This is a genomic window from Bradyrhizobium dasycarpum (genome assembly GCF_042019905.1).
In the GTDB taxonomy this organism is placed as follows: Bacteria; Pseudomonadota; Alphaproteobacteria; order Rhizobiales; family Xanthobacteraceae; genus Bradyrhizobium; species Bradyrhizobium japonicum_B.
The window spans coordinates 5,410,209-5,432,412 of sequence record NZ_CP169574.1; the positions used below are offsets into that span (position 1 = coordinate 5,410,209).

At 66.0% G+C, this 22,204-nt stretch carries 20 protein-coding genes and 1 pseudogene; 14 read left to right on the top strand and 7 right to left on the bottom strand.

Annotated elements, in window-relative coordinates; genetic code table 11:
* Nucleotides 1-91: 91 nt before the first annotated feature.
* The 4 genes from ACETMP_RS25780 to ACETMP_RS25795 form a co-directional block, all read right to left on the bottom strand.
* A complete protein-coding gene (locus ACETMP_RS25780) occupies nucleotides 92-823 on the bottom strand; it encodes a helix-turn-helix domain-containing protein (protein WP_375158359.1) in 732 nt (243 codons plus the stop codon).
* 100 nt (nucleotides 824-923) lie between these two features.
* Nucleotides 924-1,604 carry a transglutaminase family protein gene (locus ACETMP_RS25785; protein ID WP_375158360.1) on the bottom strand — a complete coding sequence of 227 codons (681 nt, stop codon included), beginning with the start codon at nucleotides 1,602-1,604 and terminating at the stop codon, nucleotides 924-926.
* Nucleotides 1,605-1,698: 94 nt separating this feature from the next.
* Entirely contained in the window at nucleotides 1,699-2,094 is a 396-nt protein-coding gene (locus ACETMP_RS25790; protein ID WP_375158361.1) for a group II truncated hemoglobin, read from the bottom strand.
* Nucleotides 2,095-2,096: 2 nt separating this feature from the next.
* Entirely contained in the window at nucleotides 2,097-3,005 is a 909-nt protein-coding gene (locus tag ACETMP_RS25795) for a helix-turn-helix transcriptional regulator (protein ID WP_028133942.1), read from the bottom strand.
* A gap of 121 nt (nucleotides 3,006-3,126) precedes the next feature.
* Here ACETMP_RS25795 and ACETMP_RS25800 point away from each other — a divergent pair, with 121 nt between their 5' ends.
* The 4 genes from ACETMP_RS25800 to boxB all read left to right on the top strand — a co-directional run bounded on the left by ACETMP_RS25800 (nucleotide 3,127) and on the right by boxB (nucleotide 9,029).
* Nucleotides 3,127-4,668: a benzoate-CoA ligase family protein gene (locus tag ACETMP_RS25800; RefSeq protein WP_375158362.1), complete on the top strand. Its 1,542-nt coding sequence runs from the start codon at nucleotides 3,127-3,129 to the stop codon at nucleotides 4,666-4,668.
* A 129-nt stretch (nucleotides 4,669-4,797) separates the two neighbouring features.
* Entirely contained in the window at nucleotides 4,798-5,616 is an 819-nt protein-coding gene (locus tag ACETMP_RS25805) for an alpha/beta fold hydrolase (protein WP_375158363.1), read from the top strand.
* Nucleotides 5,617-5,750: 134 nt separating this feature from the next.
* On the top strand, nucleotides 5,751-7,439 hold the full coding sequence (gene boxC, locus ACETMP_RS25810) for a 2,3-epoxybenzoyl-CoA dihydrolase (RefSeq protein WP_375158364.1): 1,689 nt from the start codon (nucleotides 5,751-5,753) through the stop codon (nucleotides 7,437-7,439).
* 138 nt (nucleotides 7,440-7,577) lie between these two features.
* The gene (gene boxB, locus ACETMP_RS25815) at nucleotides 7,578-9,029 is read left to right on the top strand and encodes a benzoyl-CoA 2,3-epoxidase subunit BoxB (protein ID WP_375158365.1); all 1,452 of its coding nucleotides are present in this window, start codon (nucleotides 7,578-7,580) and stop codon (nucleotides 9,027-9,029) included.
* 177 nt (nucleotides 9,030-9,206) lie between these two features.
* On the opposite strand, the gene ACETMP_RS25820 is transcribed toward boxB, so the two are convergent.
* Both ACETMP_RS25820 and ACETMP_RS25825 read right to left on the bottom strand, forming a co-directional pair.
* Nucleotides 9,207-10,007 carry an SDR family oxidoreductase gene (locus tag ACETMP_RS25820; RefSeq protein ID WP_375158366.1) on the bottom strand — a complete coding sequence of 267 codons (801 nt, stop codon included), beginning with the start codon at nucleotides 10,005-10,007 and terminating at the stop codon, nucleotides 9,207-9,209.
* 107 nt (nucleotides 10,008-10,114) lie between these two features.
* Nucleotides 10,115-11,173, bottom strand: a complete 1,059-nt coding sequence (locus tag ACETMP_RS25825) for a polysaccharide deacetylase family protein (RefSeq protein WP_375158367.1) — start codon at nucleotides 11,171-11,173, stop codon at nucleotides 10,115-10,117.
* A gap of 164 nt (nucleotides 11,174-11,337) precedes the next feature.
* On the opposite strand from ACETMP_RS25825, the gene ACETMP_RS25830 reads away from it, so the two are divergent.
* From ACETMP_RS25830 to phoB, 10 genes and pseudogenes are all read left to right on the top strand, one after another.
* The gene (locus ACETMP_RS25830) at nucleotides 11,338-12,732 is read left to right on the top strand and encodes an OmpA family protein (RefSeq protein WP_375158368.1); all 1,395 of its coding nucleotides are present in this window, start codon (nucleotides 11,338-11,340) and stop codon (nucleotides 12,730-12,732) included.
* A 2-nt stretch (nucleotides 12,733-12,734) separates the two neighbouring features.
* Nucleotides 12,735-13,031 (top strand): hypothetical protein, encoded by a 297-nt coding sequence (locus ACETMP_RS25835; protein WP_375158369.1) that lies wholly within the window; start codon nucleotides 12,735-12,737, stop codon nucleotides 13,029-13,031.
* A 477-nt stretch (nucleotides 13,032-13,508) separates the two neighbouring features.
* Nucleotides 13,509-14,564, top strand: a complete 1,056-nt coding sequence (locus ACETMP_RS25840) for a lysylphosphatidylglycerol synthase domain-containing protein (protein ID WP_257179403.1) — start codon at nucleotides 13,509-13,511, stop codon at nucleotides 14,562-14,564.
* Between the two features lie 45 nt (nucleotides 14,565-14,609).
* Nucleotides 14,610-15,909, top strand: a pseudogene (locus ACETMP_RS25845) (ATP-binding protein).
* Between the two features lie 143 nt (nucleotides 15,910-16,052).
* Nucleotides 16,053-17,066, top strand: coding sequence for a phosphate ABC transporter substrate-binding protein PstS (pstS, locus tag ACETMP_RS25850; RefSeq protein WP_375158370.1), 1,014 nt, complete (start codon nucleotides 16,053-16,055; stop codon nucleotides 17,064-17,066).
* Nucleotides 17,067-17,256: 190 nt separating this feature from the next.
* The gene (pstC, locus tag ACETMP_RS25855) at nucleotides 17,257-18,246 is read left to right on the top strand and encodes a phosphate ABC transporter permease subunit PstC (RefSeq protein WP_375161988.1); all 990 of its coding nucleotides are present in this window, start codon (nucleotides 17,257-17,259) and stop codon (nucleotides 18,244-18,246) included.
* A gap of 4 nt (nucleotides 18,247-18,250) precedes the next feature.
* Nucleotides 18,251-19,096 (top strand): phosphate ABC transporter permease PstA, encoded by an 846-nt coding sequence (gene pstA, locus ACETMP_RS25860; RefSeq protein ID WP_375158371.1) that lies wholly within the window; start codon nucleotides 18,251-18,253, stop codon nucleotides 19,094-19,096.
* A complete protein-coding gene (gene pstB / locus ACETMP_RS25865) occupies nucleotides 19,093-19,914 on the top strand; it encodes a phosphate ABC transporter ATP-binding protein PstB (protein ID WP_126257258.1) in 822 nt (273 codons plus the stop codon). The genes pstA and pstB overlap by 4 nt, the downstream gene beginning before the upstream one ends.
* An 11-nt stretch (nucleotides 19,915-19,925) precedes the next feature.
* Nucleotides 19,926-20,642: a phosphate signaling complex protein PhoU gene (gene phoU, locus ACETMP_RS25870; RefSeq protein WP_094892504.1), complete on the top strand. Its 717-nt coding sequence runs from the start codon at nucleotides 19,926-19,928 to the stop codon at nucleotides 20,640-20,642.
* A gap of 23 nt (nucleotides 20,643-20,665) precedes the next feature.
* On the top strand, nucleotides 20,666-21,373 hold the full coding sequence (gene phoB / locus ACETMP_RS25875; protein WP_008143479.1) for a phosphate regulon transcriptional regulator PhoB: 708 nt from the start codon (nucleotides 20,666-20,668) through the stop codon (nucleotides 21,371-21,373).
* A gap of 240 nt (nucleotides 21,374-21,613) precedes the next feature.
* Here phoB and ACETMP_RS25880 read toward each other — a convergent pair whose 3' ends face one another.
* Complete coding sequence (locus ACETMP_RS25880) at nucleotides 21,614-22,123, bottom strand: GcrA family cell cycle regulator (RefSeq protein WP_257179407.1); 510 nt, start codon at nucleotides 22,121-22,123, stop codon at nucleotides 21,614-21,616.
* Between the last annotated feature and the right edge of the window lie 81 nt (nucleotides 22,124-22,204).

The window sequence follows — 22,204 nt, forward strand, 5'->3', positions numbered from 1 at the left end:
CCGGCAAGCGTATTGCGAAGCCGACGTTAGTCCGGATCAAAGCGGCCGGCTTGAACAAATGGGACCTGCCCGGTCCGGCGCTGTCGAGGCGCTAGCCCCCGCCGTCCCGCATCAGGCGCGGATCGACGACATCGAGCCGCGTGGCCCATGCGGTCGGCGTCTCGCCGCTGAAGATGCGGAAATCTCGGGCAAGATGCGCCTGGTCCGCATAGCCCGCGTCCGCGGCAATTGCGGCCCAGCCGCCCGTGCCGTCGATCCGGGCCAGCGCGCAGGCCCGATGAAAGCGCAGCATCTGGGCCAGCGTCTTTGGCGGAACGCCGATCTCGTTGTGGAAGCGGCGCGTGAGATGCTTGCGGCTCCAGCCGATGTCGGAGGCGATGTCGGCGATCCTGACCGCGCCTGCGCGTTGCCAGAGCGTCTCCAGCGCGAAGGCCACCGCCGGCGAGGGTTCGTGCACCGCGCGGCGAAGCACGAAGTGCTCTACGATCTCGAATCGCCGCTGCCAGCCGGCCGCCTCGGCCACTCTTTCGCGGAGGTTCTCGGCATCCCGGCCCAGTATGTCGTCCAGGCCGACCAGGCGCGCGGTCAGATCGGGCACGGCTCCCCCGAAGAAGCGATACGCCCCGAGCGGCGTGAAATCGACCTGGACGCATTCGGCGTGGCCGTCGGATTCGATCAGGACCGGCCCGGGAAAGAGTCCCGCTGCGAAACTCGGTCGCGCGTCGGCCGTCTCCGGCTGGTGACCGAGCGCAATACGGAAGGGCGTTCCCAAATTCACCAGCAGAGGCAGCGCAAGCGGCGCGGCATGCCGGAAGGCGGCCAAGCCGAGGCCGTGTTCGCGGTAGAATGAGATGCTGGAGACCAGTCGCGCGAGGCGTGGCGAGGCAGATCGACGGATGACATCGGGACGTGCATCCATCGCGCTACCGCCCCTCCGCTTCGCGCTCCATGTCGCGGCCCGACAGGTCCTCGCCCTGCATCTTGGCGTAATCCCGCGCCATCTCGCGCATCAGGAATTTTGCCGGGACGTCGTGATAGGTGCCGCGGTCGTTGACGTATTGCATGTAGGCGCGGCCCGCGCCGTCGAAGGGATGCAGCAGCGCATCGGTGTGGCCGTCGAAATCGAGCGGGGCCACGCCGACCTTGGCGCACAGCGTGTCGTTGAAGGTCGGCGTCGCCTTGCGCCAGGCGCCGTCGACATGCACCTCGGTGAAGCCGTGCCAGGTGAAGATATCCGTGCCCATGCTCGCGCGCAGCTTCTCGGTGGTGAGATGGTTCTTGACGTCGGCAAAGCCGACTCGTGCGGGGATGCCGTGGACGCGGCAGGCGGCGGCGTAGAGCGCGGCCTTGCCGACACAATAGCCTTGCCCCGCGGCGAGCACGCTCGAGGCACGAAAGGTCTCGGCGACGCGCATGCTGACATAGGGGTTGTAGCGGATGCCGTCGCGCACCGCCTTGTAGAGCACGCTCGCCTTCTCGCGGGCATCAGCATCCGCGCGCACGGCGTCGGTCGCGAATTGCTGCACGGTGGGATGATCGCTGTCGATATACTCGCCGGGATCGGTGTAGAGGCGGCGGATAGTATCAGGGAGGATGTCGGTCATATCGCGAGCTTAGCAGGCGATCGCCGCGGAACTCAATTCACACCATACGGGTGCACGGTGCGTGTTCGACTTGTGCTGAGGCGCTGCCGCCATCTCACTGCCGGTTGCGCATCCAGTCGGCAAGACCGGACAGCGCCTTGTCGAGATCCTGCCGCGCGGCGGCATCGGTGATCGTCTCCTCCATCGCGCCGCGCATGCAGAGCATCCAGGCGTCGCGCTCGGCATCGCCGATGGCAAAGCCGAGGTGGCGCTGGCGCAGCCGCGGATGGCCCTTCTCGGGGGTATAGAGGCGCGGTCCGCCGGTCCATTCGGTGAGGTAGCGCTTCAACACGTCCCTGATCAGACCGAGGTCGTCGGCATGCATCGCGCGGATCACCTTCGCCTCCGGCAGCCTGTCCATGCGATCGTAGAAGCGGTCGACCAGAGCGTCGATCGTAGCGCTGCCGCCGATCCGCTCGAACATGGAAGTGGTGACGGTGCCGTCGGTCATCTCTACAGCGCCACGCTGCGCAGCCCGAAGCTGCGGGCTTCGTTCTGCAGCACCGGCCGCACCGCGTCGATCAGCCGTGCAGCGGCGGCATCGACGGACAGGCCGGCAGTATCCACCACCGCCGTCGCGCGCGAATACAGCGGCTCGCGGCTGAGCAGGATGTTGCGCAGCTCCGCCATGGCGGAGCGATCGTCCGCCATCGGGCGCAGATCGCCCTGGCGGCGGACGCGGGCCATATGCTCCTCGGGCTCGGCCTTGAGCCAGATCGTGTAGAACGAGGTCAGGATCTGGTCGAAGGTCAGGGGCTCCGAGACGATGCCGCCGCCGGTCGCCAGCACCATCAGCTCGTTGCGCGCCAGGAGCTGCTGCAGCGCCGCCTGCTCCATGCGGCGAAAGCCTTCCTGGCCATAGAGCGCGATGATCTCGGCGACCGAGAGCCCGTTCTGCTGCTCGACCTCCTTGTTGAGCTCGACGAAGCTCCAGCCGATCTTCTTCGCCAGGATCTTGCCGAGCGTGGATTTGCCAGCGCCGCGCAGCCCGATCAGCGCGATGCCGCAGAACGGCGCGCGGCGCGGCGCGGTGGCGCTGCCCCCCGCGAGCAGATCCTTGGCCTGGGCAATCTGCGCCGGCGTTGCCTTGCGCAGGAGATCGCGAAACATCTGCCAGTCCGGTGTCGGCTCGGCCGAGGGAAGCAGGTCCTCGAGATGGGCGCCCATCGCGTCGGAGACGCGGCGCAGCAGCACGATGGAGACATTGCCCTTGCCGCTTTCGAGCTGCGCGATGTAGCGCTCCGAGATGCCTGATACCTTGGCGAGCACCTTCCGCGACATGCCGCGCAGCGCGCGCATGGTGCGCACGCGCTGGCCGAGCTGTTCGAGGAAGCGGGATTCGGCGTCGGGACTTTCGCTCATGAGCCTTCTTTACAGGGGTCCTGCGGCGCGTTTTAATGAAACATAGTGCCTGCTGGCATTGACAGCAAGCCGATGCGGTGTCTTTCTATGAATTATAATTCTAAATTCGGGGGAGATGTCCGTGAGCGAGGGATCCTATAACGCGGTGACCTGGCTGCTCGACCGTAACGTCGGGGAGGGCCGCGGCAACAAGCTGGCCTTCGACGACACCGTCTCGCGGCTCACCTATGGCGAGCTCCAGCAGCAGACCCGGCGCGCCGCCAACATGCTGCGCCGGCTCGGCGTCCGCCGCGAGGAGCGCGTGGCGATGATCATGCTGGATACGGTCGATTTTCCGGTCGTATTCCTGGGCGCGATCCGCGCCGGCATCGTGCCGGTGCCGCTCAACACGCTGCTGACGGCGGACCAATACGCCTACATCCTCGCCGATTGCCGCGCGCGCGTGCTGTTCGTGTCCGAGGCGCTCTATCCCGTCATCAGGGACGTCGTCGGCCGCATGCCCGATCCTCGGCATGTCGTGGTCTCCGGCGCCAAGCAGAACGGCCACAAGCAGCTCGCGGAGGAGATCGCGGGCGAAAGCGACCAGTTCACCACCGCCGCGACGCATCCGGACGAGCCGGCGTTCTGGCTTTACTCGTCGGGCTCGACCGGCATGCCCAAGGGCGTGCGCCATATTCATTCCAATCTGCAGGCGACGGCGGACACTTATGCGAAGCAGGTGCTCGGCATTCGCGAGAGCGACGTGTGTCTGTCCGCCGCGAAGCTGTTCTTCGCCTACGGCCTCGGCAATGCGCTGACCTTCCCGATGTCGGTCGGCGCCAGCGTCATCCTCAACAGCGAGCGTCCGACGCCGGCCCGCATGTTCGATTTGATGAACCGCTACAACCCGTCGATCTTCTACGGCGTGCCGACCTTGTTCGCGGCGATGCTCAACGACGAGACCATGAAGGCCGAGCGCGGCGGCAAGGCTCTGCGCATCTGCACCTCGGCCGGCGAGGCGCTGCCGGAATCGGTCGGCAATAACTGGAAGGCGCGGTTCGGCGTCGACATCCTCGACGGCGTCGGCTCGACCGAGCTGTTGCACATCTTCCTGTCGAACGCGCCCGGCGACATCAAATACGGCTCCTCCGGCAAGCCGGTGCCCGGCTATGCGGTCCGGCTCGTCAACGAGGCCGGGCAGGACGTCGCCGACGGCGAGGTCGGCGAGCTCCTGGTCGATGCGCCCTCGGCCGGCGAGGGCTACTGGAATCAGCGCCACAAAAGCCGCCGCACCTTCGAGGGGCCCTGGACCCGCACCGGCGACAAATACGTCCGCGACTCGGATGGCCGCTACACCTTCTGCGGCCGCGCCGACGACATGTTCAAGGTCTCCGGCATCTGGGTCTCGCCGTTCGAGGTCGAGAGCGCGCTGATCACGCATCCGGCCGTGCTGGAAGCCGCCGTGATACCGGAAGCCGATCCGGAGGGCCTCTTGAAGCCGAAGGCGTTCGTCGTGCTGCGCCCGGGCGCGACGACGACGGACCTGCAGGAGACGCTCAAGGAGCACGTCAAGCAGAAGATCGGCCCGTGGAAATATCCGCGCTGGATCGATGTGGTGGAGTCGCTGCCGAAGACAGCGACGGGCAAGATTCAGCGGTTCAAATTGCGGGAAGGGGCGCATTGAGTGGCTTCGTCATTCTGGGGCGCGCGAAGCGCGAACCCGGAAGCTCGAGCCATGGACTCCAACCTCGAGATTCCGAATCAGCTCGCGTCGCGAGCTGTCCGGAATGACGGAATGAATGGAAACGACACCATGACCAACCTCACCCCCACCGGCTTCCTCGACATCGATGGCGCCAGCCTCGAATACAAATGGCTCGCGCCGCAAACGGCCGATGCGCCCACCATCGTCATGCTGCATGAAGGCCTCGGCTCGGTCGGGCTCTGGGGCGATTTCCCCGAGAAGCTCCAGCAGGCCACCGGCGCCGGCATCTTCCTCTACTCGCGCGCGGGTTACGGTCAGTCGAGCCCCGTCGCGCTGCCGCGGCCGCTCGACTACATGCAGCGCGAGGCGCTGGACGTGCTGCCGAAAATCCTCGACGCGATTCCGTTCAAGCGTGGTCTCCTGCTCGGCCATTCCGACGGCGCCTCGATCGCCACGATCTATGCCGGAGCGCATCAGGATCATCGTCTCAGCGGCCTCGTGCTGATCGCGCCGCATTTCATCGTCGAGGACATCTCCATCAAGTCCATCGCCGCGATCAAGACGACGTTCGAGACCACCGACCTCAAGACAAAGCTGGCGCGCTGGCACAAGGACGTCGACAACGCCTTCTACGGCTGGAACGGCGCCTGGCTCGATCCGGAGTTCCGCGACTGGGACATCTGCGAATACCTCGCCTATATCCGCGTGCCTGTCCTGGTCGTCCAGGGCAGGGATGACCAGTACGGCACCCTGCGCCAGGTCGAGATCGCGCAGGAAGAGTGCTACTGCCCGGTTGACGTGAAAATCATTTTGGGCGCGGGCCATTCGCCGTATCGCGAGGCCCCGGCGGCGACGCTGGAGGCGGTCGAGCAATTCGCACGAGCGGCGCTGCGCGATGACCAGGGCCTGCAAGGCCGCGCCGCGTGACGGCAGCAAAGAACCGCCGCGCATGAAACAAAGTGCATGCTATCGCGATTAAGGGGCTAGACGCGTTCGAAAATATGCACTATTGTGCATCTAACGCTGCGGCGAAAATGCATAATCAAGCTCAGGGATGACCCATGGCCGGGGAAGATCGGCGCCTCGCAGGCGGCGCGACATTCATCGATTTCCAGACCGAACCGTCCCGCTACAAGCACTGGAAGCTCGCGGTCGACGGCGACGTCGCGACGCTGACCATGGATGTCGACGAGAACGGCGGCCTGTTCGAGGGCTACCTGCTCAAGCTCAATTCCTACGATCTCGGCGTCGATATCGAGCTTGCGGACGCGCTCCAGCGGCTGCGCTTCGAGCATCCCGAGGTCAAGGTCGTGGTGATGCGCTCGGCCAAGAACCGCGTGTTCTGCGCCGGCGCCAACATCCGCATGCTGGCGGGCTCGACCCACGCCCACAAGGTCAATTTCTGCAAGTTCACCAACGAGACCCGCAACGGCATGGAAGACTCTTCGGAGAACTCCGGCCAGCGCTTCATCACCGTGGTGAACGGCTCCGCCGCCGGCGGCGGCTATGAGCTGGCGCTCGCCACCGATCACATCATCCTCGCCGACGACGGCTCCTCCGCCGTGGCGCTGCCCGAAGTGCCGCTGCTCGCGGTGCTGCCGGGCACTGGCGGCCTCACCCGCGTCGTCGACAAGCGCAAGGTGCGCCGCGACCACGCCGATTTCTTCTGCACCATCGAGGAAGGCGTGAAGGGCAAGCGCGCCGTGCAATGGCGCCTCGTCGACGAGATCGCGCCGAACTCCAAGCTGGAAGCCAAAATCGCCGAGCGCGCCAAGGAATTCGCCGCGGCCTCGAAACGCAAGGGTAGCGGCAAGGGCATCGCGCTGACGCCGCTCAAGCGCGTGATCGACGAAAACAGCATCCGTTACGGCTTCGTCACCGTCGACATCGATCGCACCGCCCGGATCGCCACCATCTCGATCAAGGCGCCGGAGGCCGCGCCGCCGGCCGACATCGACGGCATGATGGCGCAGGGCGCCGCGTTCTGGCCGTTGCAAGTGGCGCGCGAGCTCGACGACGCCATCCTGCATCTGCGCATCAACGAGCTCGAGATCGCCATGCTGGTGTTCAAGAGCCATGGCGATCGCGCCCATGTGCTCGCCTGCGATGCTTTCCTCGAAGCCAACAAGGCGCATTGGCTGGTCAACGAGATCAGGCATTACTGGAAGCGCGTACTCAAGCGCATCGACGTTACCTCGCGCACGCTGGTGACGCTGGTCGAGCCCGGCTCCTGCTTTGCCGGCACGCTGGCCGAGCTCGTCTTCGCCGCCGACCGCTCCTACATGCTGATCGGCACGCGCCAGGGCGACAACCGCCCGCCGCCGTCGATCGAACTGTCCGCCATGAATTTCGGCCCCTACCCGATGAGCCATGGCCTGACGCGGCTGCAATCGCGCTTCCAGGCCGATCCCTCCGATGTCGCGCGCGCGGAAGCTACGCTCGGCACCAGCCTCGACGCCGAGCAGGCCGAGGAGCTCGGTCTCGTCACCTTCGCGCTCGACGACATCGATTGGGACGACGAGGTCCGCGTGTTTCTCGAGGAGCGCGCCAGTTTCTCGCCCGACAGTCTCACCGGCATGGAAGCGAGCCTGCGCTTCGTCGGACCCGAGACCATGGAATCGAAGATCTTCGCGCGCCTCACCGCCTGGCAGAACTGGATCTTCCAGCGCCCCAACGCGGTCGGCGAGGAAGGCGCGCTGCGCCGCTACGGCAGCGGCCAGAAGCCGAAATTCGATATGACGCGAGTCTAGCGTGTCCCGGGCGCGCTGCGGCACGAAGTGACGCTGCGCAGAACCGGGACCCCTAGCGGACGAGACAGTGGGTCCCGGCTCAGCAGCGCACCGCTTCGCGCTGCGCAGCGTCCGGGACAAGAAACAAGGAGCACGGCCATGAACATGAACATCATGAACGTCGACTACTCGACCAAGATCCCGAACAACGTGAATCTCGCTGAAGACCGCCAGGTGCTGAAAGCGCTGGAGGGCTGGCATCCCGGCTACATGGATTGGTGGAGCGACATGGGGCCGGAAGGTTTCCAGGAATCACTGGTCTATCTGCGCACCGCCTATTCCGTCGATCCGCGCGGCTGGGCCAAGTTCGACTACGTCCGCATGCCCGAATATCGCTGGGGCATTCTGCTTGCGCCGCAGGAGGAGAACCGCGTCGTGCCGTTCGGCGAGCACTACGGCGAGCCGGCCTGGCAGGAAGTCCCGGGCGAGCATCGCGCCATGCTGCGCCGCCTGATCGTGATCCAGGGCGACACCGAGCCGGCCTCGGTCGAGCAGCAGCGCCATCTCGGCAAGACCGCACCCTCGCTCTACGACATGCGCAACCTGTTCCAGGTCAATGTCGAGGAAGGCCGCCATCTCTGGGCCATGGTCTACCTGCTGCAGAAATATTTCGGCCGCGACGGCCGCGAGGAAGCCGATGATTTGCTGCGCCGCCGCTCCGGCGATGCCGATGCGCCGCGCATGCTGGGCGCCTTCAACGAGGCGACGCCGGACTGGCTGTCCTTCTTCATGTTCACCTACTTCACCGATCGCGACGGCAAGATGCAGCTGCACAGCCTCGCGCAGTCCGGTTTCGATCCGCTGTCGCGCACCTGCCGCTTCATGCTCACCGAGGAAGCGCACCACATGTTCGTCGGCGAGACCGGCATCACCCGCGTCGTGCAGCGCACCTGCGATGCGATGAAGGCCGCCGGCATCACCGATCCCACCGACATCGCCAAGGTGCGTGCGCTCGGGGTGATCGACCTGCCGACCATCCAGAAGAAGCTGAACCTGCACTACACGCTGTCGCTCGACCTGTTCGGCTCGGAGGTCTCGACCAACGCGGCCAACGCCTTCAACGCCGGCATCAAGGGCCGCTATCACGAGACCCAGATCGAGGACGACCACCAGCTCAAGAACGCCACCTATCCGGTGCTGAAGTTCATCAACGGCGAGATCAAGCTGGTGGACGAGCCGGCGCTGACCGCGCTCAACATGCGCTTGCGCGACGATTACAGCCAGGACTGCGTCAAGGGCATGCTGCGCTGGAACAAGGTGATCTCGACCGCCGGCTACGACTTCAAGCTGACGCTTCCCAACGTCGCCTTCCACCGCCACATTGGCGAGTTCAAGGACGTGCACGCCACGCCCGACGGCCTTTTGATCGACGATGCCACCTGGGCCAGGCGCAAGGACGAGTGGCTGCCGTCGGCCAGCGACGGCGACTTCATCACCTCGCTGATGCAGCCCGTCACCGAGACCGGCAAGTACGCCTCCTGGATCTCGCCGCCGAAGGTCGGGATCGACAACAAGCCCGGCGATTTCGAATACGTGAAGATCGAGTCGTAAGAGACAGGTTCGAAGCTCTCACAACGCAAACGGTGTCATCGCCCGGCTTGACCGGGCGATCCAGTATTCAAGAGACAGTTGTGATTGAATCGATGGGCCGCGGCGTACTGGATGCCCCGGTCGAGCCGGGGCATGACACTGAGGGTGTGGTGAGGGCGAGGCCCTAAACCCGTCTCCCTATCCCGCGATCTCCAGCCCCGCATTGGCGTACACCACGCCGCCGTCGACTGCGATGGTGTTGCCGACGACGTAATCGCCCGCGCGCGAGGCGAGGTAGATCGCCACACCCGCCATGTCCTCATCGCTTCCGATCCGCCGCGCCGGAATGCGCTGGGCGACCTCGTCGGCGTGGTCGCGTGCGGCCCGATTCATGTCGGACTTGAAGGCGCCCGGCGCGATCGCGGTGACATTGATGTTGTCCTTGATCAGCTTGGTCGCCATGCGCCGCGTCAGGTGGATCACCGCGGCCTTGCTGGCGGCATAGGAATAGGTCTCGCCCGGATTGACGAAGATGCCGTCGACCGAGGCGATGTTGATCACCTTGGCCGGACGTTCGGCGCTTGCGGCCGCGCGCAGCGGTTTCGCCAGCGCCTTGGTCAGGAAGAACAGCGACTTGACGTTGAGGTCCATCACCTTGTCCCAGCCGCTTTCGGGAAATTCATCGAACTCCGCGCCCCACGCCGCGCCGGCATTGTTGACGAGGATGTCGAGCTTCGGCTCCAGCTTGATGATCTCGGAGGCGAGCCGGTCGCAGCCTTCGACGGTGGAGATGTCGATCGGCAGCGCGATGCATTCGCCGCCATATTGCGCGGTGAGCTCCTTGGCGGTCGCCTCGCACGGCCCGGCCTTGCGCGCGGTGATGTAGACCTTTGCGGCGCCGGCGCTGAGAAATCCCGCCGCGATCATCTTGCCGATGCCGCGCGAGCCGCCGGTCACCAGCGCGACGCGGCCTTTGAGCGAGAACAGGTCGTTGAACATGAGGCCTCCCTTGGTTGGCGCTGTTTTGGGCGGGGCCGCAGGGGAGTCAAGGAAGGCGGCGCGCGCCTGGGCGCGCTTGTCCGGGACGACGGCGGAGGTTGGAGCAGCTACGCCGCGGCGATCCGGCGGAAACCGTTCCACATCGCGGTCGCGGCGCCCGAGGTCAGCACCGGCAGGATGCGCGCGTCCTGGTAATTGCCGTTGAGCGAGACGCGTGGCAGCGCCGTCATCTGGCCGGCATTTTCGGCAAACAGCATGCCGGGCCGCGTCGTCACCGCGGTCTTGAAGCCGGCCGTCGCAGCCATGCCGAATTCGCGCACGCCTGCGGCCTCGCGATCGCCATAGGGATAGGCGAGATGCAGCACGGGGCACTCCAGCGCCTGCTCGATCCGCGCGCGGCTCACGGCCAACTCCTGCGCGGCGATGTCTTCCGCCAGCTTGGCGAGGTTGCAATGGCTGACGCTATGCGCGCCGATCGTGACCAGCGGATCGGCGGCAAATGTCTTCAGCTCGGGCCAGGACAGGCAGAGGCTGCGGCATAGCGCGGCCATGTCGACGTCGTACGCCGCGCAGAGCGCCTCGATCTCCCGCGCCAGATCGTGCTCGCCCGGCAGCGCGCGCAGCCAGTCGTGCAGTCGGTCGAACGCGGCCTGCTTGGCCGCGGGCGTCGTCGCATCGAGCCGCAGCGCGGAACGGCCGATCCTGATGTCGATCTGCTCGGCCTTGGCGATCACGGCCTCCAGCGCCGTCCACCACAGCCGTCCCGTGCCTTCGGCAAAATCGCTCGCGACATAGACCGTCAGCGGCGCCTCAAATTCGCGCAGCACCGGCAGCGCGTGGTCCAGATTGTCGCGATAGCCGTCGTCGAAGGTGAAGGCGGCGAAGCGGCGGTCGAAACGGCCCTGCACCAGCCGCTCATGCAGCTCGTCCATGGTGACGATGTCGATGTCGATCGAGCGCAAGTGGCACAGCGTGGCACGCAGGAATTCGGGGGTGACCTCGAGATGCCGGTTGGGCTGGAACGCGGCCTCGCGGGCCGGCCGCACGTGGTGCAGCATGAAAATGGCGCCGACGCCCGACAAAAGCGGGCGCAGCAGATGGTGCGCCCCGCTGAAATAAAGTGCTCCCAGCCCGGCGCGGATGACGTTGTTACGCAGTTGTTTCATGACCCGTCGGCGGACTCTGGCATTCCGTCCTCAACTTACGGAAGAACCCTTGAAGAAAAAGTTATTCCGATTGTCTGATCCGTGCCTTCGGAAGGGCGCCATTTCCGGTTTGACAGCCTGCCAAGGGTTTGTTTTGTCTCCGGTTCCAGAGTTCGGGTCGTCGAATGCAGAAGCTTTTCAGGTGGGCCAGCAAATGGTGGCTGGGGCTGATTCCCCTGGCCGTCATGTGGGGATTTGCGGCCTGGAATAACACCTTACCGGTGGAGGCCGACCTGTCGGCCCGCAGCTCGGCCGCGCTGAAGGGGACCGTTCTGGACAAGACCCGGATCGCCGTCGATGGCCGCGACGTCAGCCTGGTCGCGGACGCCTTCTCCGAGGAGGGGCGCCGCGATGCCGTGACGGCGGTCGAGACCGTCCCGGGCGTGCGCCTGGTCGACGACCGGACCCGGCTCGTTCCCGAGGCCCAGCCGTTCGTCTGGAACGCCGAGCGCGACGTCGTGCGGGTGACGCTGTCGGGCTCCGCGCCGCTGCCGTCGATCAAGGCGCGGCTGACCGAGGCGGCCCGCAAGGAGGTCGGCGGCGCCGAGGTGGCCGACCAGATGGGGCTGGCGCGCGGTGCGCCGCCCCGGTTCGAAGCCGCCGCGATGCTGCTGCTCGACCAGATCGGCAAGCTGAAGGACGGCAAGATCACGATCACGGACACCAAGGTCAATCTGTCGGGCATGGCGCGCGAGCTCGGCGGCCGCGAGGCGATCGCGGCTGCGCTGAAGAACCTGCCCGAGGGCTTCTCCGTCGCCGCCAACGACGTCAAGGCGCCGCCCTACATCTTCCAGGCCTACAAGGATCCGGTCGCGGCGACCGTGACGCTGACCGGCTACGTCCCCGACAACAACGTGCATGCGGCGATCGCCGCCAGCGCCGCGCGAAAGTTCTTCACCGAGAAGGTGGTCGACAATCTCAAGGCCAGCATCGGCGCTCCCGGCTCCTTCAACACGGCCGTGGTCGCCGCGCTCGGCGCCCTGTCGCGGCTGTCGACCGGCACGCTCGTCGTGTCCGATCGCGAGGTGAAGCTGTCGGGCGACGCGCTCTACGAGGGGGCCGCCAACGACATCCGCGCGGGCCTCGGCAAGGACTTCCCCAAGCACTGGCAGTACAAGCCGGAGATCGCCGTGAAGCCCGCGGCAGGGCCGGTCGACGGCACCGTGTGCCAGCAATTGTTCACCGACCTGCTGGCGAAGGGCAAGATCCGCTTCACGCCCAAGCGCGCCGACATCGATCCGGATTCCGCCGCCATCCTCGATCATCTGATCGAGACGGCGCTGCGTTGCCCAGCCGTGAATATCGAGGTTGCCGGGCATACCGATGCCGACGGCGAGGACGGCTTCAACCGGGCCCTCTCCGAGAAGCGCGCGCAGGCGGTGATCGACTATCTGGTCAAGGCCGGCCTGCCCGCGAGCCGCTTCACCGCGGTCGGCCATGGCAGCACGCAGCCGGTCGCCGGCAACGATACCGACGACGGCAAGGCGCAGAACCGCCGCATCGAATTTCTGGTGAGGTGACGATGCCCTATCTCGTCTCGTTCCATCTGGGTTGGCTGATCGGCTCGGTGCTGCTGGGCTTCTGCATGGGCTGGATCTCGGTGGTCCAGCGCGGCAACGGCACCTCGAAGGTGACCGCGCGCTGGCTCGCAGCGCTCGCCGCCGCCCTGGTCGCCGCCTCGTTCGCCCATGTGGTCCCCGGCCGCTTCGGCTACTGGCTCGACCTCGGCCTGATCATGTTCGCCTGCTACCTCGTCGGCTGCACCATCGGCGCCTGGCTGCGCGACCGCGTGGTCGCGCGCAGCCAGCCTGCGGCCTGAGCCTGCGGCCCGCGAGGATCGGACCGTGTCGGCGCGGCGATCCGGCGGCTCCCGGCCTGCCTTTCGGCCCCGCGACCTTCCGGCGCATCGGCAGTCCTCAACGCGGTCCGGAGCCGCCCTCTTTCAACAGCCGGGCGCCGCCCATAGATTGACGTCAGCCTAAGGCGTGACGGAACATTGTGCGGCCGAAATCATCAAAACTTCACGGCCTCTGCGCAGGATTGCCAGGGAGATTCGCGTCAAGCCTTGCCGCCGAAGGCGCCAAACCCTGCATCAGGAGCCAGGACCCTGCCTAAAATATTGAAGGCACGTGTTTTTGTTCGAATTGGCGAATTCCACTCCGCCCCAAAACGCGCTAGTGGAGGGGCAGGGGGCATGCGCGATGCCGGAGCCGGCGGCGAGGGGTCGTCGCGTGCCCAAGCGCCGTCCGCCTGTCCGCCGGCCGTTCTGGCCGCTGAAGCGTTGTTCGAGGTCTAGATGCTGGAAGCCATACGCAGGGCGACGTCGTTTCTGCGCGAGAAGCAAGTCCTGCATAAGCTTGGCGTTGTGATCAGCGTCGCGGTCATCGGCATCGCCTGCTATGTGCTCTACCACATGCTGCGCGGCATCGACTTCAACGAGGTCCTCGAGGCGATCAAGAGCACCGAGCCGACCCAGATTGCGATGGCGGCGCTGTTCGTCGCCGCGGGCTATTTCACCCTGACCTTCTACGACCTGTTCGCCGTGCGCGCGATCGGCCGCGACCATGTGCCCTACCGCATCAACGCGCTCGCCGCCTTCACCTCCTATTCGATCGGCCACAATGTCGGCGCCTCCGTCTTCACAGGCGGCGCGGTGCGCTATCGCATCTATTCGGCCTATGGGCTGAACGCGATCGACGTCGCCAAGATCTGCTTTCTCGCCGGCCTGACCTTCTGGCTCGGCAATGCCGCCGTGCTCGGCCTCGGCATCGCCTATCACCCCGAGGCCGCCGCCTCGATCGACCAGCTGCCGCCGTGGCTGAACCGGACGCTGGCACTGATGCTCATCGCAGGCCTGGTCGGTTACGTGGTCTGGGTCTGGACCCAGCCGCGCGTGGTCGGCCGCGGGCCCTGGACCGTGGTGCTGCCGGGCGGCCCGCTGACGCTGCTCCAGATCGCGATCGGCATCATCGATCTCGGCTTCTGTGCGCTGGCGATGTACGTGCTGGTCCCGGACGAGCCCAATGTCGGCTTCGTGGTGGTCGCGGTGATCTTCGTGTCGGCGACGCTGCTCGGCTTCGCCAGCCATTCGCCCGGCGGGCTCGGCGTGTTCGACGCCGCCATGCTGGTCGGCCTCTGGCAGATGGACCGCGAGGAGCTTCTCGGCGGCATGCTGCTGTTCCGGGTGCTCTATTATCTGTCTCCGTTCGTCATTTCTGTAATCTTGCTGACGTTTCGCGAAGTTATCATCGGCGCACGATCGAAGCGCCTGCAGCAGGCAGCGCTCAAGCTCGATCCCGGTCCGGCGCGCGAAGCCGCTTATGTGCGAGAGCGTAGCGACAGCGGCGCCTGACGGCGCCAGGCTTTGAGACAAAGCTCCCAGGAGAAGCCCGCCCCGATGGCGATCGACGCCCCACCTTCTCCCTCCGCCCAGCCCTGGTCCGACCGACTGCGGCACTCGACGATCATCCTGATCGCTGCGGCGCTGGCGCTGTCCGTCGTCGTCTCGCTCGGCGAATTGTCGGCGCTGCACGCCGCGATCGTGTTCCTCTGCATCGCCGCCGCTGCGCTGATCCCGTGGCGCCTGCATGATCCCGCCGCTTCGCGCGACGACGTCGGGCGCATCAACCCGGTCGAGAGCGCGGCGGTGGCCGCGGTGGTCTCCGGCATGCCGGATCCGGCGGTGCTGCTCGACCGCGCCGGCCGCGTCATCCACCTCAATGCCGCCGCCGCCCAGCTCGCGCCGGCGCTGCGCAGGAACGAGCTCGCCCAGTTCGGCGCTGCGCTCGCCCGAGATCATCACGGCGCTGCGCGAGGCGATCGCGACCACCGAGCCGCGGCGTGCGACCTATCTCGATCATGTCCCGGTCGATCGCTGGATGGAGCTCATGATCACGCCGGTGCCGGTGCCGACCAGCTTCGGCGGCGCCGACAAATGCATGCTGATGACCTTCCACGACCAGACGCCGCTGCGCCGGGTCGAGGAGATGCGGGCCGACTTCGTCGCCAATGCCAGCCACGAGCTGCGCACGCCGCTGGCCGCGCTGTCGGGCTTCATCGACACGCTGCAGGGCCAGGCCAAGGACGATCCCAAGGCGCGCGAGCGCTTCCTCGGCATCATGCACAACCAGGCCACCCGCATGGCGCGCCTGATCGACGATCTGTTGTCGCTGTCGCGGGTCGAGCTGTCGGCCCATGTCCGGCCCGACACCCTGGTCGATCTCCTGCCGATCATCCGCCAGGTCGCCGACGGGCTCGGGCCGCTGGCGCGCGAGCGCCAGGTCGAGGTCGAGATCCATTTGCCGGACAGCCCGGTGATGATCGCCGGCGACCGCGAGGAGCTGCTCCGCCTGTTCGAGAATCTGATCGAGAACGCCCTCAAATACGGCGCCTCCGGCGGACGCGTCATCGTGTCGCTGAGCTCGGGCACGGCCACTGACGGAACTCAGGAAATCCGGATCATGGTCCGCGATTTCGGGCCTGGCATCGCGCCCGAGCACCTGCCGCGGCTGACCGAGCGGTTCTACCGCGTGGACGTCGGCGACAGCCGTTCGCAGGGCGGCACCGGGCTCGGATTATCGCTGGTGAAACATATTCTTAACCGCCATCGCGGCCGGCTCCTGATCGAAAGCGTGCCCAAGCAGGGCGCCACTTTCACCGCCTGTTTTCCCCAGATCAAGACTCCCGCGGTGGCCTGAAATTCAAGCAATATCAATTGCTTGCCTGTGTCATCCAGCTGTCACGAAACCTTCGTAAAAGCACAGCGGACCGCTCCTACAGGGGCGGCGTGGGGAGCGCGATCGGGCGCGGATGGCGCTTCGCTCCCCCAATGGAGACCAGCATGAATTTCCTCAAGACGATGGTCGCTGCCGGCTTGGTCGCCGCATCGGCGACCGCAGCCTTTGCGGCCGACATCACCGGCGCCGGCGCGACGTTCCCGTTCCCGCTCTATTCCAAGTGGGCCGACGCCTACAAGAAGGAGACCGGCAACGGTCTGAACTACCAGTCGATCGGTTCGGGCGGCGGCATCAAGCAGATCCAGGCCAAGACCGTGACCTTCGGCGCGAGCGATATGCCCCTCAAGGCTGAGCAGCTCGAAAAGGACGGAATGATCCAGTGGCCGCAGGCGATGGGTGCCTTGGTGCCGGTCGTCAATCTCGAAGGGATCAAGTCGGGCGAGCTGGTGTTTTCCGGCGAATTGCTGGGCGACATCTATCTCGGCAAGGTCAAGACTTGGAATGACCCGGCGATCGCCAAGCTCAATCCCAACGTGAAGCTGCCCTCGGACGCCATCACCGTCGTGCGTCGGTCGGACGGCTCCGGCACCACGTTCATCTGGACCGATTTCCTGACGAAGACCAATGCCGAGTGGAAGAGCAAGGTCGGTGCCGGTACCGCGGTCGAGTGGCCGACGGGCGTTGGCGCCAAGGGCAATGAAGGCGTCGCAGGCAATGTCAGCCAGACCAAGAACTCGATCGGCTATGTCGAGTATGCCTACGCCAAGCAGAACAAGCTGACCTACGGCGCCCTGATCAACAAGTCCGGCAAGACCGTGCAGCCGACCGTTGCGGCCTTCCAGGCTGCCGCCGCCAACGCCGACTGGGCCGGCTCCAAGAACTATTATGTGATCCTGACCGACCAGCCGGGCGAAGCCTCGTGGCCGATTACCGGCGCGACCTTCATCCTGATGCACAAGGATGCGACCGACAAGGCGGCGTCCCAGGAAGCCATCAAGTTCTTCAAGTGGGCGTTCGAGAAGGGCGACAAGATGGCGGAGGATCTCGACTACATCCCGATGCCCGACACGGTCGTCAAGCAGATCGAGAAGACCTGGGCTGCCGAGATCAAGAGCTAGGCGCTCCCCTCTCGCGTCCCGGACGCGGTGCAGCCCTGGCGATGCGAAGCATCGTCCAGTGTGTTGCTCCGCAGAGCCGGCACCTCCAAGAACTGGGCCCCGGATCAGCAGCGCTTCGCGCTGCGTCGCATCCGGGGCACGAGACCAGCAAAAGCGTATATAACGGGTACAGGGGATCGGCGTGGCAGAGATGGCCGTTCAGAGCGATGTAATCGACGATGCCGGACCGTATGACCGTGCCAAGGCCTTGGGCGCGTTCAAGCTCGGCGACGTCACCTTCTACTGGATCACGCGGCTCTCCGCGATCTCGGTGCTGCTCATTCTCGGCGGCATTATCATGTCGCTGGTCGTCGGCGCGTTCCCGGCGATCAAGGAATACGGCCTCTCCTTCCTGTGGACGCAGCGCTGGGCGCCGTCGGCCGATCCGCCCGTGCTCGGCGCGCTCGGGCCGATGTACGGCACGCTCGTCACCTCCTTCATCGCGATGCTGATCGCCATTCCGGTCGGTCTCGGCATTGCGATCTTCCTCACCGAGCTCTGTCCGCAATGGTTGCGCCGCCCGATCGGCATGGCGATCGAGCTGCTCGCCGGCATTCCCTCGATCATCTACGGCATGTGGGGCTTCTTCGTGCTGGGCCCGTTCCTGGCCAACACCTTCCAGCCGTTCATGATCAGGGTGTTCGACGGCGTCCCGGTGCTGGGAGCGATCTTCGCAGGCCCCCCGTCCTATCTCAGCCTGTTCAACGCCGCGCTGATCCTCGCCATCATGGTGCTGCCCTTCATCACCTCGATCTCGGTCGACGTGTTCAAGACGGTGCCGCCGGTCCTGAAGGAAGCCGCCTACGGCGTCGGCTGCACCACCTGGGAAGTCGTGCGCAGCGTGGTGATCCCCTACACCCGCGTCGGCATCATCGGCGGCGTCATGCTGGCGCTGGGCCGCGCGCTCGGCGAGACCATGGCGGTGACCTTCATCATCGGCAATTCGTTCCGCATCTCCTCCTCGATCTTCGCGCCGGGGACGACGATCTCGGCGGCGATCGCATCCGAGTTCGCCGAGAGCGACGGCCTGCACCAGTCCGGCCTGATCCTGCTCGGCCTGCTGCTGTTCGTGCTGACGTTCTTCGTGCTTGCGGCCGCGCGGCTGATGCTGATGCGCCTGGAAACCAAGGCCGGAAAGTGAAGCCATGAACCCGATCTATGCACGCCGCCGCCGCTGGGACGTCGTCATCCGCGGCCTCTGCATCGCCGCCGCTGCCTTCGGCGTCACCTGGCTCGCGCTGATCCTGGTCACGCTGCTCTACAACGGCCTCAGCGGCCTGAACGTGCAGATCTTCACCGCGGACACGCCGCCTCCGGGCTCGACCGAGGGCGGCCTGCGCAACGCCATCGTCGGCTCGATCATCATGACCGCGATCGGCGTCGGCATCGGCGCGCCGCTCGGCCTGTTCGCCGGCACCTATCTCGCCGAATACGGCCGCAACGACAAGCTGACCTCGGTGATCCGTTTCATCAACGACATCCTGCTCTCGGCGCCCTCGATCATCATCGGCCTGTTCATCTACGGCGCGGTGGTGGTGCCGATGCGGGGCTTCTCGGCGATCGCGGGCGCGCTGGCGCTCGCCGTGATCGTGATCCCGGTCGTGGTGCGCACCACGGAGGACATGCTGCTGCTGGTGCCGAACCCGCTGCGGGAAGCCGCCAGCGCACTGGGCTTGCCGCGCTCGCTGGTGATCAAACGCATCGCCTATCGCGCCGCGCGCTCCGGCCTCATCACCGGCGTGCTGCTCGCCACGGCGCGCGTCGCCGGCGAGACCGCGCCGCTGCTGTTCACCGCGCTGTCCAACCAGTTCTTCAGCCTCGGCCTGGACAAGACGATGGCGAACCTGCCGGTCACCATCAACAACTTCGTGCAGAGCCCCTACGCCTATTGGAAGCAGCTCGCCTGGAGCGGCGCGCTGCTGATCACCCTGACCGTGCTTGCCCTGAACATTGGCGCCCGCATCCTTGGTGCCGAGAGGACTGCAAAATGAGTGAAATGTCTGTTTCCGTCAGCGCGCCGAGCGTTCACCCCGGCTCGCAGCCGCTGCCCGAGGCGCCGGCCAAGGTCACCGCGCGCAACCTCAACTTCTACTACGGTGAGCACCACGCGCTGAAGAACATCAATCTGGCGCTCGGCACCAACCGCGTCACGGCCTTCATCGGCCCGTCCGGTTGCGGCAAGTCGACCCTGCTGCGCATCTTCAACCGGATGTACGACCTCTATCCGGGCCAGCGCGCCACCGGCCAGCTGCTGCTCGACCACACCAACATCCTCGACCCCAAGCTCGACCTCAACCTGCTGCGCGCCCGGGTCGGCATGGTGTTCCAGAAGCCGACCCCGTTCCCGATGACGATCTACGAGAACATCGCCTTCGGCATCCGCCTCTACGAGAAGATCTCGAAGTCCGAGATGGACGACCGCGTCGAGAAGGCGCTGCGCGGCGGCGCGCTGTGGAATGAGGTCAAGGACAAGCTCAACGCCTCCGGCCTGTCGCTCTCCGGCGGCCAGCAGCAGCGCCTCTGCATCGCCCGCACCGTCGCGGTGCGGCCCGAGGTGATCCTGTTCGACGAGCCCTGCTCGGCGCTCGACCCGATCTCGACCGCCAAGGTCGAGGAGCTGATCCAGGAATTGTCCGAGAACTACACGATCGCGATCGTCACCCACAACATGCAGCAGGCGGCGCGCGTCTCCGACAAGACCGCCTTCATGTATCTCGGCGAGCTGATCGAGTTCGACGACACCAGCAAGATCTTCACGTCGCCGACCGACCGGCGGACGCAGGACTACATCACCGGCCGGTTCGGCTGAGGAGACGCAACATGGGTACTGAACATACCGCAAAGGCCTTCGACACCGACCTCCAGGAGCTCACGCGCCTGGTCGCCGAGATGGGCGGCATCGCCGAGCGCATGATCGTCGATTCCGTCGATGCGCTGATCCGCCGCGACGTCGCGCTCGGCCAGCGCGTCGTCGCCATCGACGCCGATCTCGACGCGCTGCAGAAGCGCATCGAGGAACGCGCCGTGCTCACCATCGCCCGCCGCCAGCCGATGGCGGTGGACCTGCGCGAGATCGTCGGCGCCATGCGCGTTGCGACCGACCTCGAGCGCATCGGCGACCTCGCCAAGAACATGGGCAAGCGCGTCGCCGCGCTGGAGACCGACTTCCATCCGCTCAAGCTGTTCCGCGGCCTGGAGCACATGACCGACCTGGTGCAGCAGCAGGTCAAGAGCGTGCTCGACGCCTATGCCGCGCACGATCTGCCGGCGGCGATGGCGGTGTGGAAGGGCGACGAGGAGGTCGACGCGATCTGCACCTCGCTGTTCCGCGAGCTCCTGACCTACATGATGGAGGATCCGCGCAACATCTCGTTCTGCATCCATCTGATGTTCTGCGCCAAGAACATCGAGCGCATCGGCGACCACGCCACCAACATCGCCGAGACCGTGTTCTACATGATCGAAGGCCAGGCGATCACCGACAAGCGGCCGAAGGGCGACATGACCACGTTCGCCACGACGATCCCGAATACCTGAAGACCTCAAGGAGCGACGACAACATGGGCGCACGCATTATGGTGGTTGAGGACGAGGAAGCTCTCACCGAGCTTCTGCGTTACAACCTCGAAGGCGACGGCTATGACGTCGAGACGGTGATGCGCGGCGACGACGCCGACACCCGCCTCAAGGAACACATTCCCGATCTGATCGTGCTCGACTGGATGCTGCCGGGCCTCTCCGGCATCGAGCTGTGCCGGCGCCTGCGCACCCGGCCCGAGACCAAGCAGCTGCCGATCATCATGCTCACCGCGCGCGGCGAGGAGAGCGAGCGGGTGCGGGGCCTTGCGACCGGCGCCGACGACTACATCGTCAAGCCGTTCTCGGTGCCGGAGCTGCTCGCGCGCGTGAAAGGCCTGCTCAGGCGCGCCAGTCCCGAGCGGCTCGCCACCGTGCTGGCCTATGGCGACATCGAGCTCGACCGCGACAAGCGCCGCGTCGCGCGCTCGGGCCGCCCGATCGATCTCGGCCCGACCGAATATCGTCTGCTGGAGTTCTTCCTGGAGCATCCCGGCCGCGTGTTCTCGCGCGAGCAGCTGCTCGACAGCGTCTGGGGCCGCGATATCTACATCGACGAGCGCACCGTCGACGTCCATATCGGCCGCCTGCGCAAGTTGCTCAATCTCGGCCGTGAGCAGGACCCGATCCGCACCGTCCGCGGCGCCGGCTACGCACTGGACGATCGCTTCGCGAAGGCGGAGCAGACGTAAAGCTCCAGCGAGAGCTGGTTTGGCGAGCTCCGGCAGCGATCTCCGGCGTCATCCGGGGCGCGCGCAGCGCGAGCCGGGATCCATAACCACAGGGCGTGGTTTGTCGAAGACTCGGAGTAACCATCGCGCGCAACAATTGCGCCCCGTGGTTCTGGATCCCCGCGTTCGCGGGGATGACACCGAGTTGGTTGAGGCGCCGTCGTGTGACGACTGCCGCCTTTGCGATCAGCTAGATCTCACTCAGCGCGTGGGCTTCGGTGCCGCGCGGCGCCGATCCGCCGCCGGCTGATACGCCACGCGCGAGTGCTGGGCGCAATAGGGCAGGCCGGACAGAGCCTTGCCGCCGCAGAAGAAGAAATCCGGGCTCGAGGGATCGCCCACCGGCCAGTGGCAGGTCGCCTCGTTCAATTCGAGCAGCGACAGCCGCTGGCTCATCGGCACCACGTTGTCGTAGGTGACGGGTTCGGCCTCGACCTCGACCTCGAAGGCCTGCGCCAGCGCGGTGTTGCCGCGCGCGATCGGGCGGGTCACCCGCATCATGTGCTGGGCGGGACGCGCCTTGCGCGGCCGGGGCGCGGCCGACGAAGGGCTCTTGGCGCGGCCGGACAGACCGAGCCTGTGCACTTTGCCGATCACGGCATTGCGGGTCACATTGCCGAGCTCTGCTGCGATCTGGCTGGCCGACAATCCGGCCTCCCAGAGCTTTTTCAGCTGCTCGACGCGATCGTCGGACCAGGTCAAAACCGTCATTGCACCCTTTCCCTCGCCGCGCGGCTGCCATCCTGGCGGTCCGTGCGGCGAATGCCTAAGCCTCGAAAAACCCGTGCTGCT

Bases quoted from the DNA above. Each gene is read 5' to 3' on its own strand.
- phoU (WP_094892504.1), top strand. From the start codon at position 19,926: ATGGGTACTGAACATACCGCAAAGGCCTTCGACACCGACCTCCAGGAG.
- ACETMP_RS25820 (WP_375158366.1), bottom strand. From the start codon at position 10,007: ATGTTCAACGACCTGTTCTCGCTCAAAGGCCGCGTCGCGCTGGTGACC.
- ACETMP_RS25805 (WP_375158363.1), top strand. From the start codon at position 4,798: ATGACCAACCTCACCCCCACCGGCTTCCTCGACATCGATGGCGCCAGC.
- ACETMP_RS25830 (WP_375158368.1), top strand. From the start codon at position 11,338: ATGCAGAAGCTTTTCAGGTGGGCCAGCAAATGGTGGCTGGGGCTGATT.
- pstA (WP_375158371.1), top strand. From the start codon at position 18,251: ATGAACCCGATCTATGCACGCCGCCGCCGCTGGGACGTCGTCATCCGC.
- ACETMP_RS25880 (WP_257179407.1), bottom strand. From the start codon at position 22,123: ATGACGGTTTTGACCTGGTCCGACGATCGCGTCGAGCAGCTGAAAAAG.
- pstS (WP_375158370.1), top strand. From the start codon at position 16,053: ATGAATTTCCTCAAGACGATGGTCGCTGCCGGCTTGGTCGCCGCATCG.
- ACETMP_RS25835 (WP_375158369.1), top strand. From the start codon at position 12,735: ATGCCCTATCTCGTCTCGTTCCATCTGGGTTGGCTGATCGGCTCGGTG.
- ACETMP_RS25795 (WP_028133942.1), bottom strand. From the start codon at position 3,005: ATGAGCGAAAGTCCCGACGCCGAATCCCGCTTCCTCGAACAGCTCGGC.
- boxC (WP_375158364.1), top strand. From the start codon at position 5,751: ATGGCCGGGGAAGATCGGCGCCTCGCAGGCGGCGCGACATTCATCGAT.
- boxB (WP_375158365.1), top strand. From the start codon at position 7,578: ATGAACATGAACATCATGAACGTCGACTACTCGACCAAGATCCCGAAC.
- pstB (WP_126257258.1), top strand. From the start codon at position 19,093: ATGAGTGAAATGTCTGTTTCCGTCAGCGCGCCGAGCGTTCACCCCGGC.
- ACETMP_RS25825 (WP_375158367.1), bottom strand. From the start codon at position 11,173: ATGAAACAACTGCGTAACAACGTCATCCGCGCCGGGCTGGGAGCACTT.
- ACETMP_RS25790 (WP_375158361.1), bottom strand. From the start codon at position 2,094: ATGACCGACGGCACCGTCACCACTTCCATGTTCGAGCGGATCGGCGGC.
- ACETMP_RS25785 (WP_375158360.1), bottom strand. From the start codon at position 1,604: ATGACCGACATCCTCCCTGATACTATCCGCCGCCTCTACACCGATCCC.
- ACETMP_RS25840 (WP_257179403.1), top strand. From the start codon at position 13,509: ATGCTGGAAGCCATACGCAGGGCGACGTCGTTTCTGCGCGAGAAGCAA.
- phoB (WP_008143479.1), top strand. From the start codon at position 20,666: ATGGGCGCACGCATTATGGTGGTTGAGGACGAGGAAGCTCTCACCGAG.
- pstC (WP_375161988.1), top strand. From the start codon at position 17,257: ATGGCCGTTCAGAGCGATGTAATCGACGATGCCGGACCGTATGACCGT.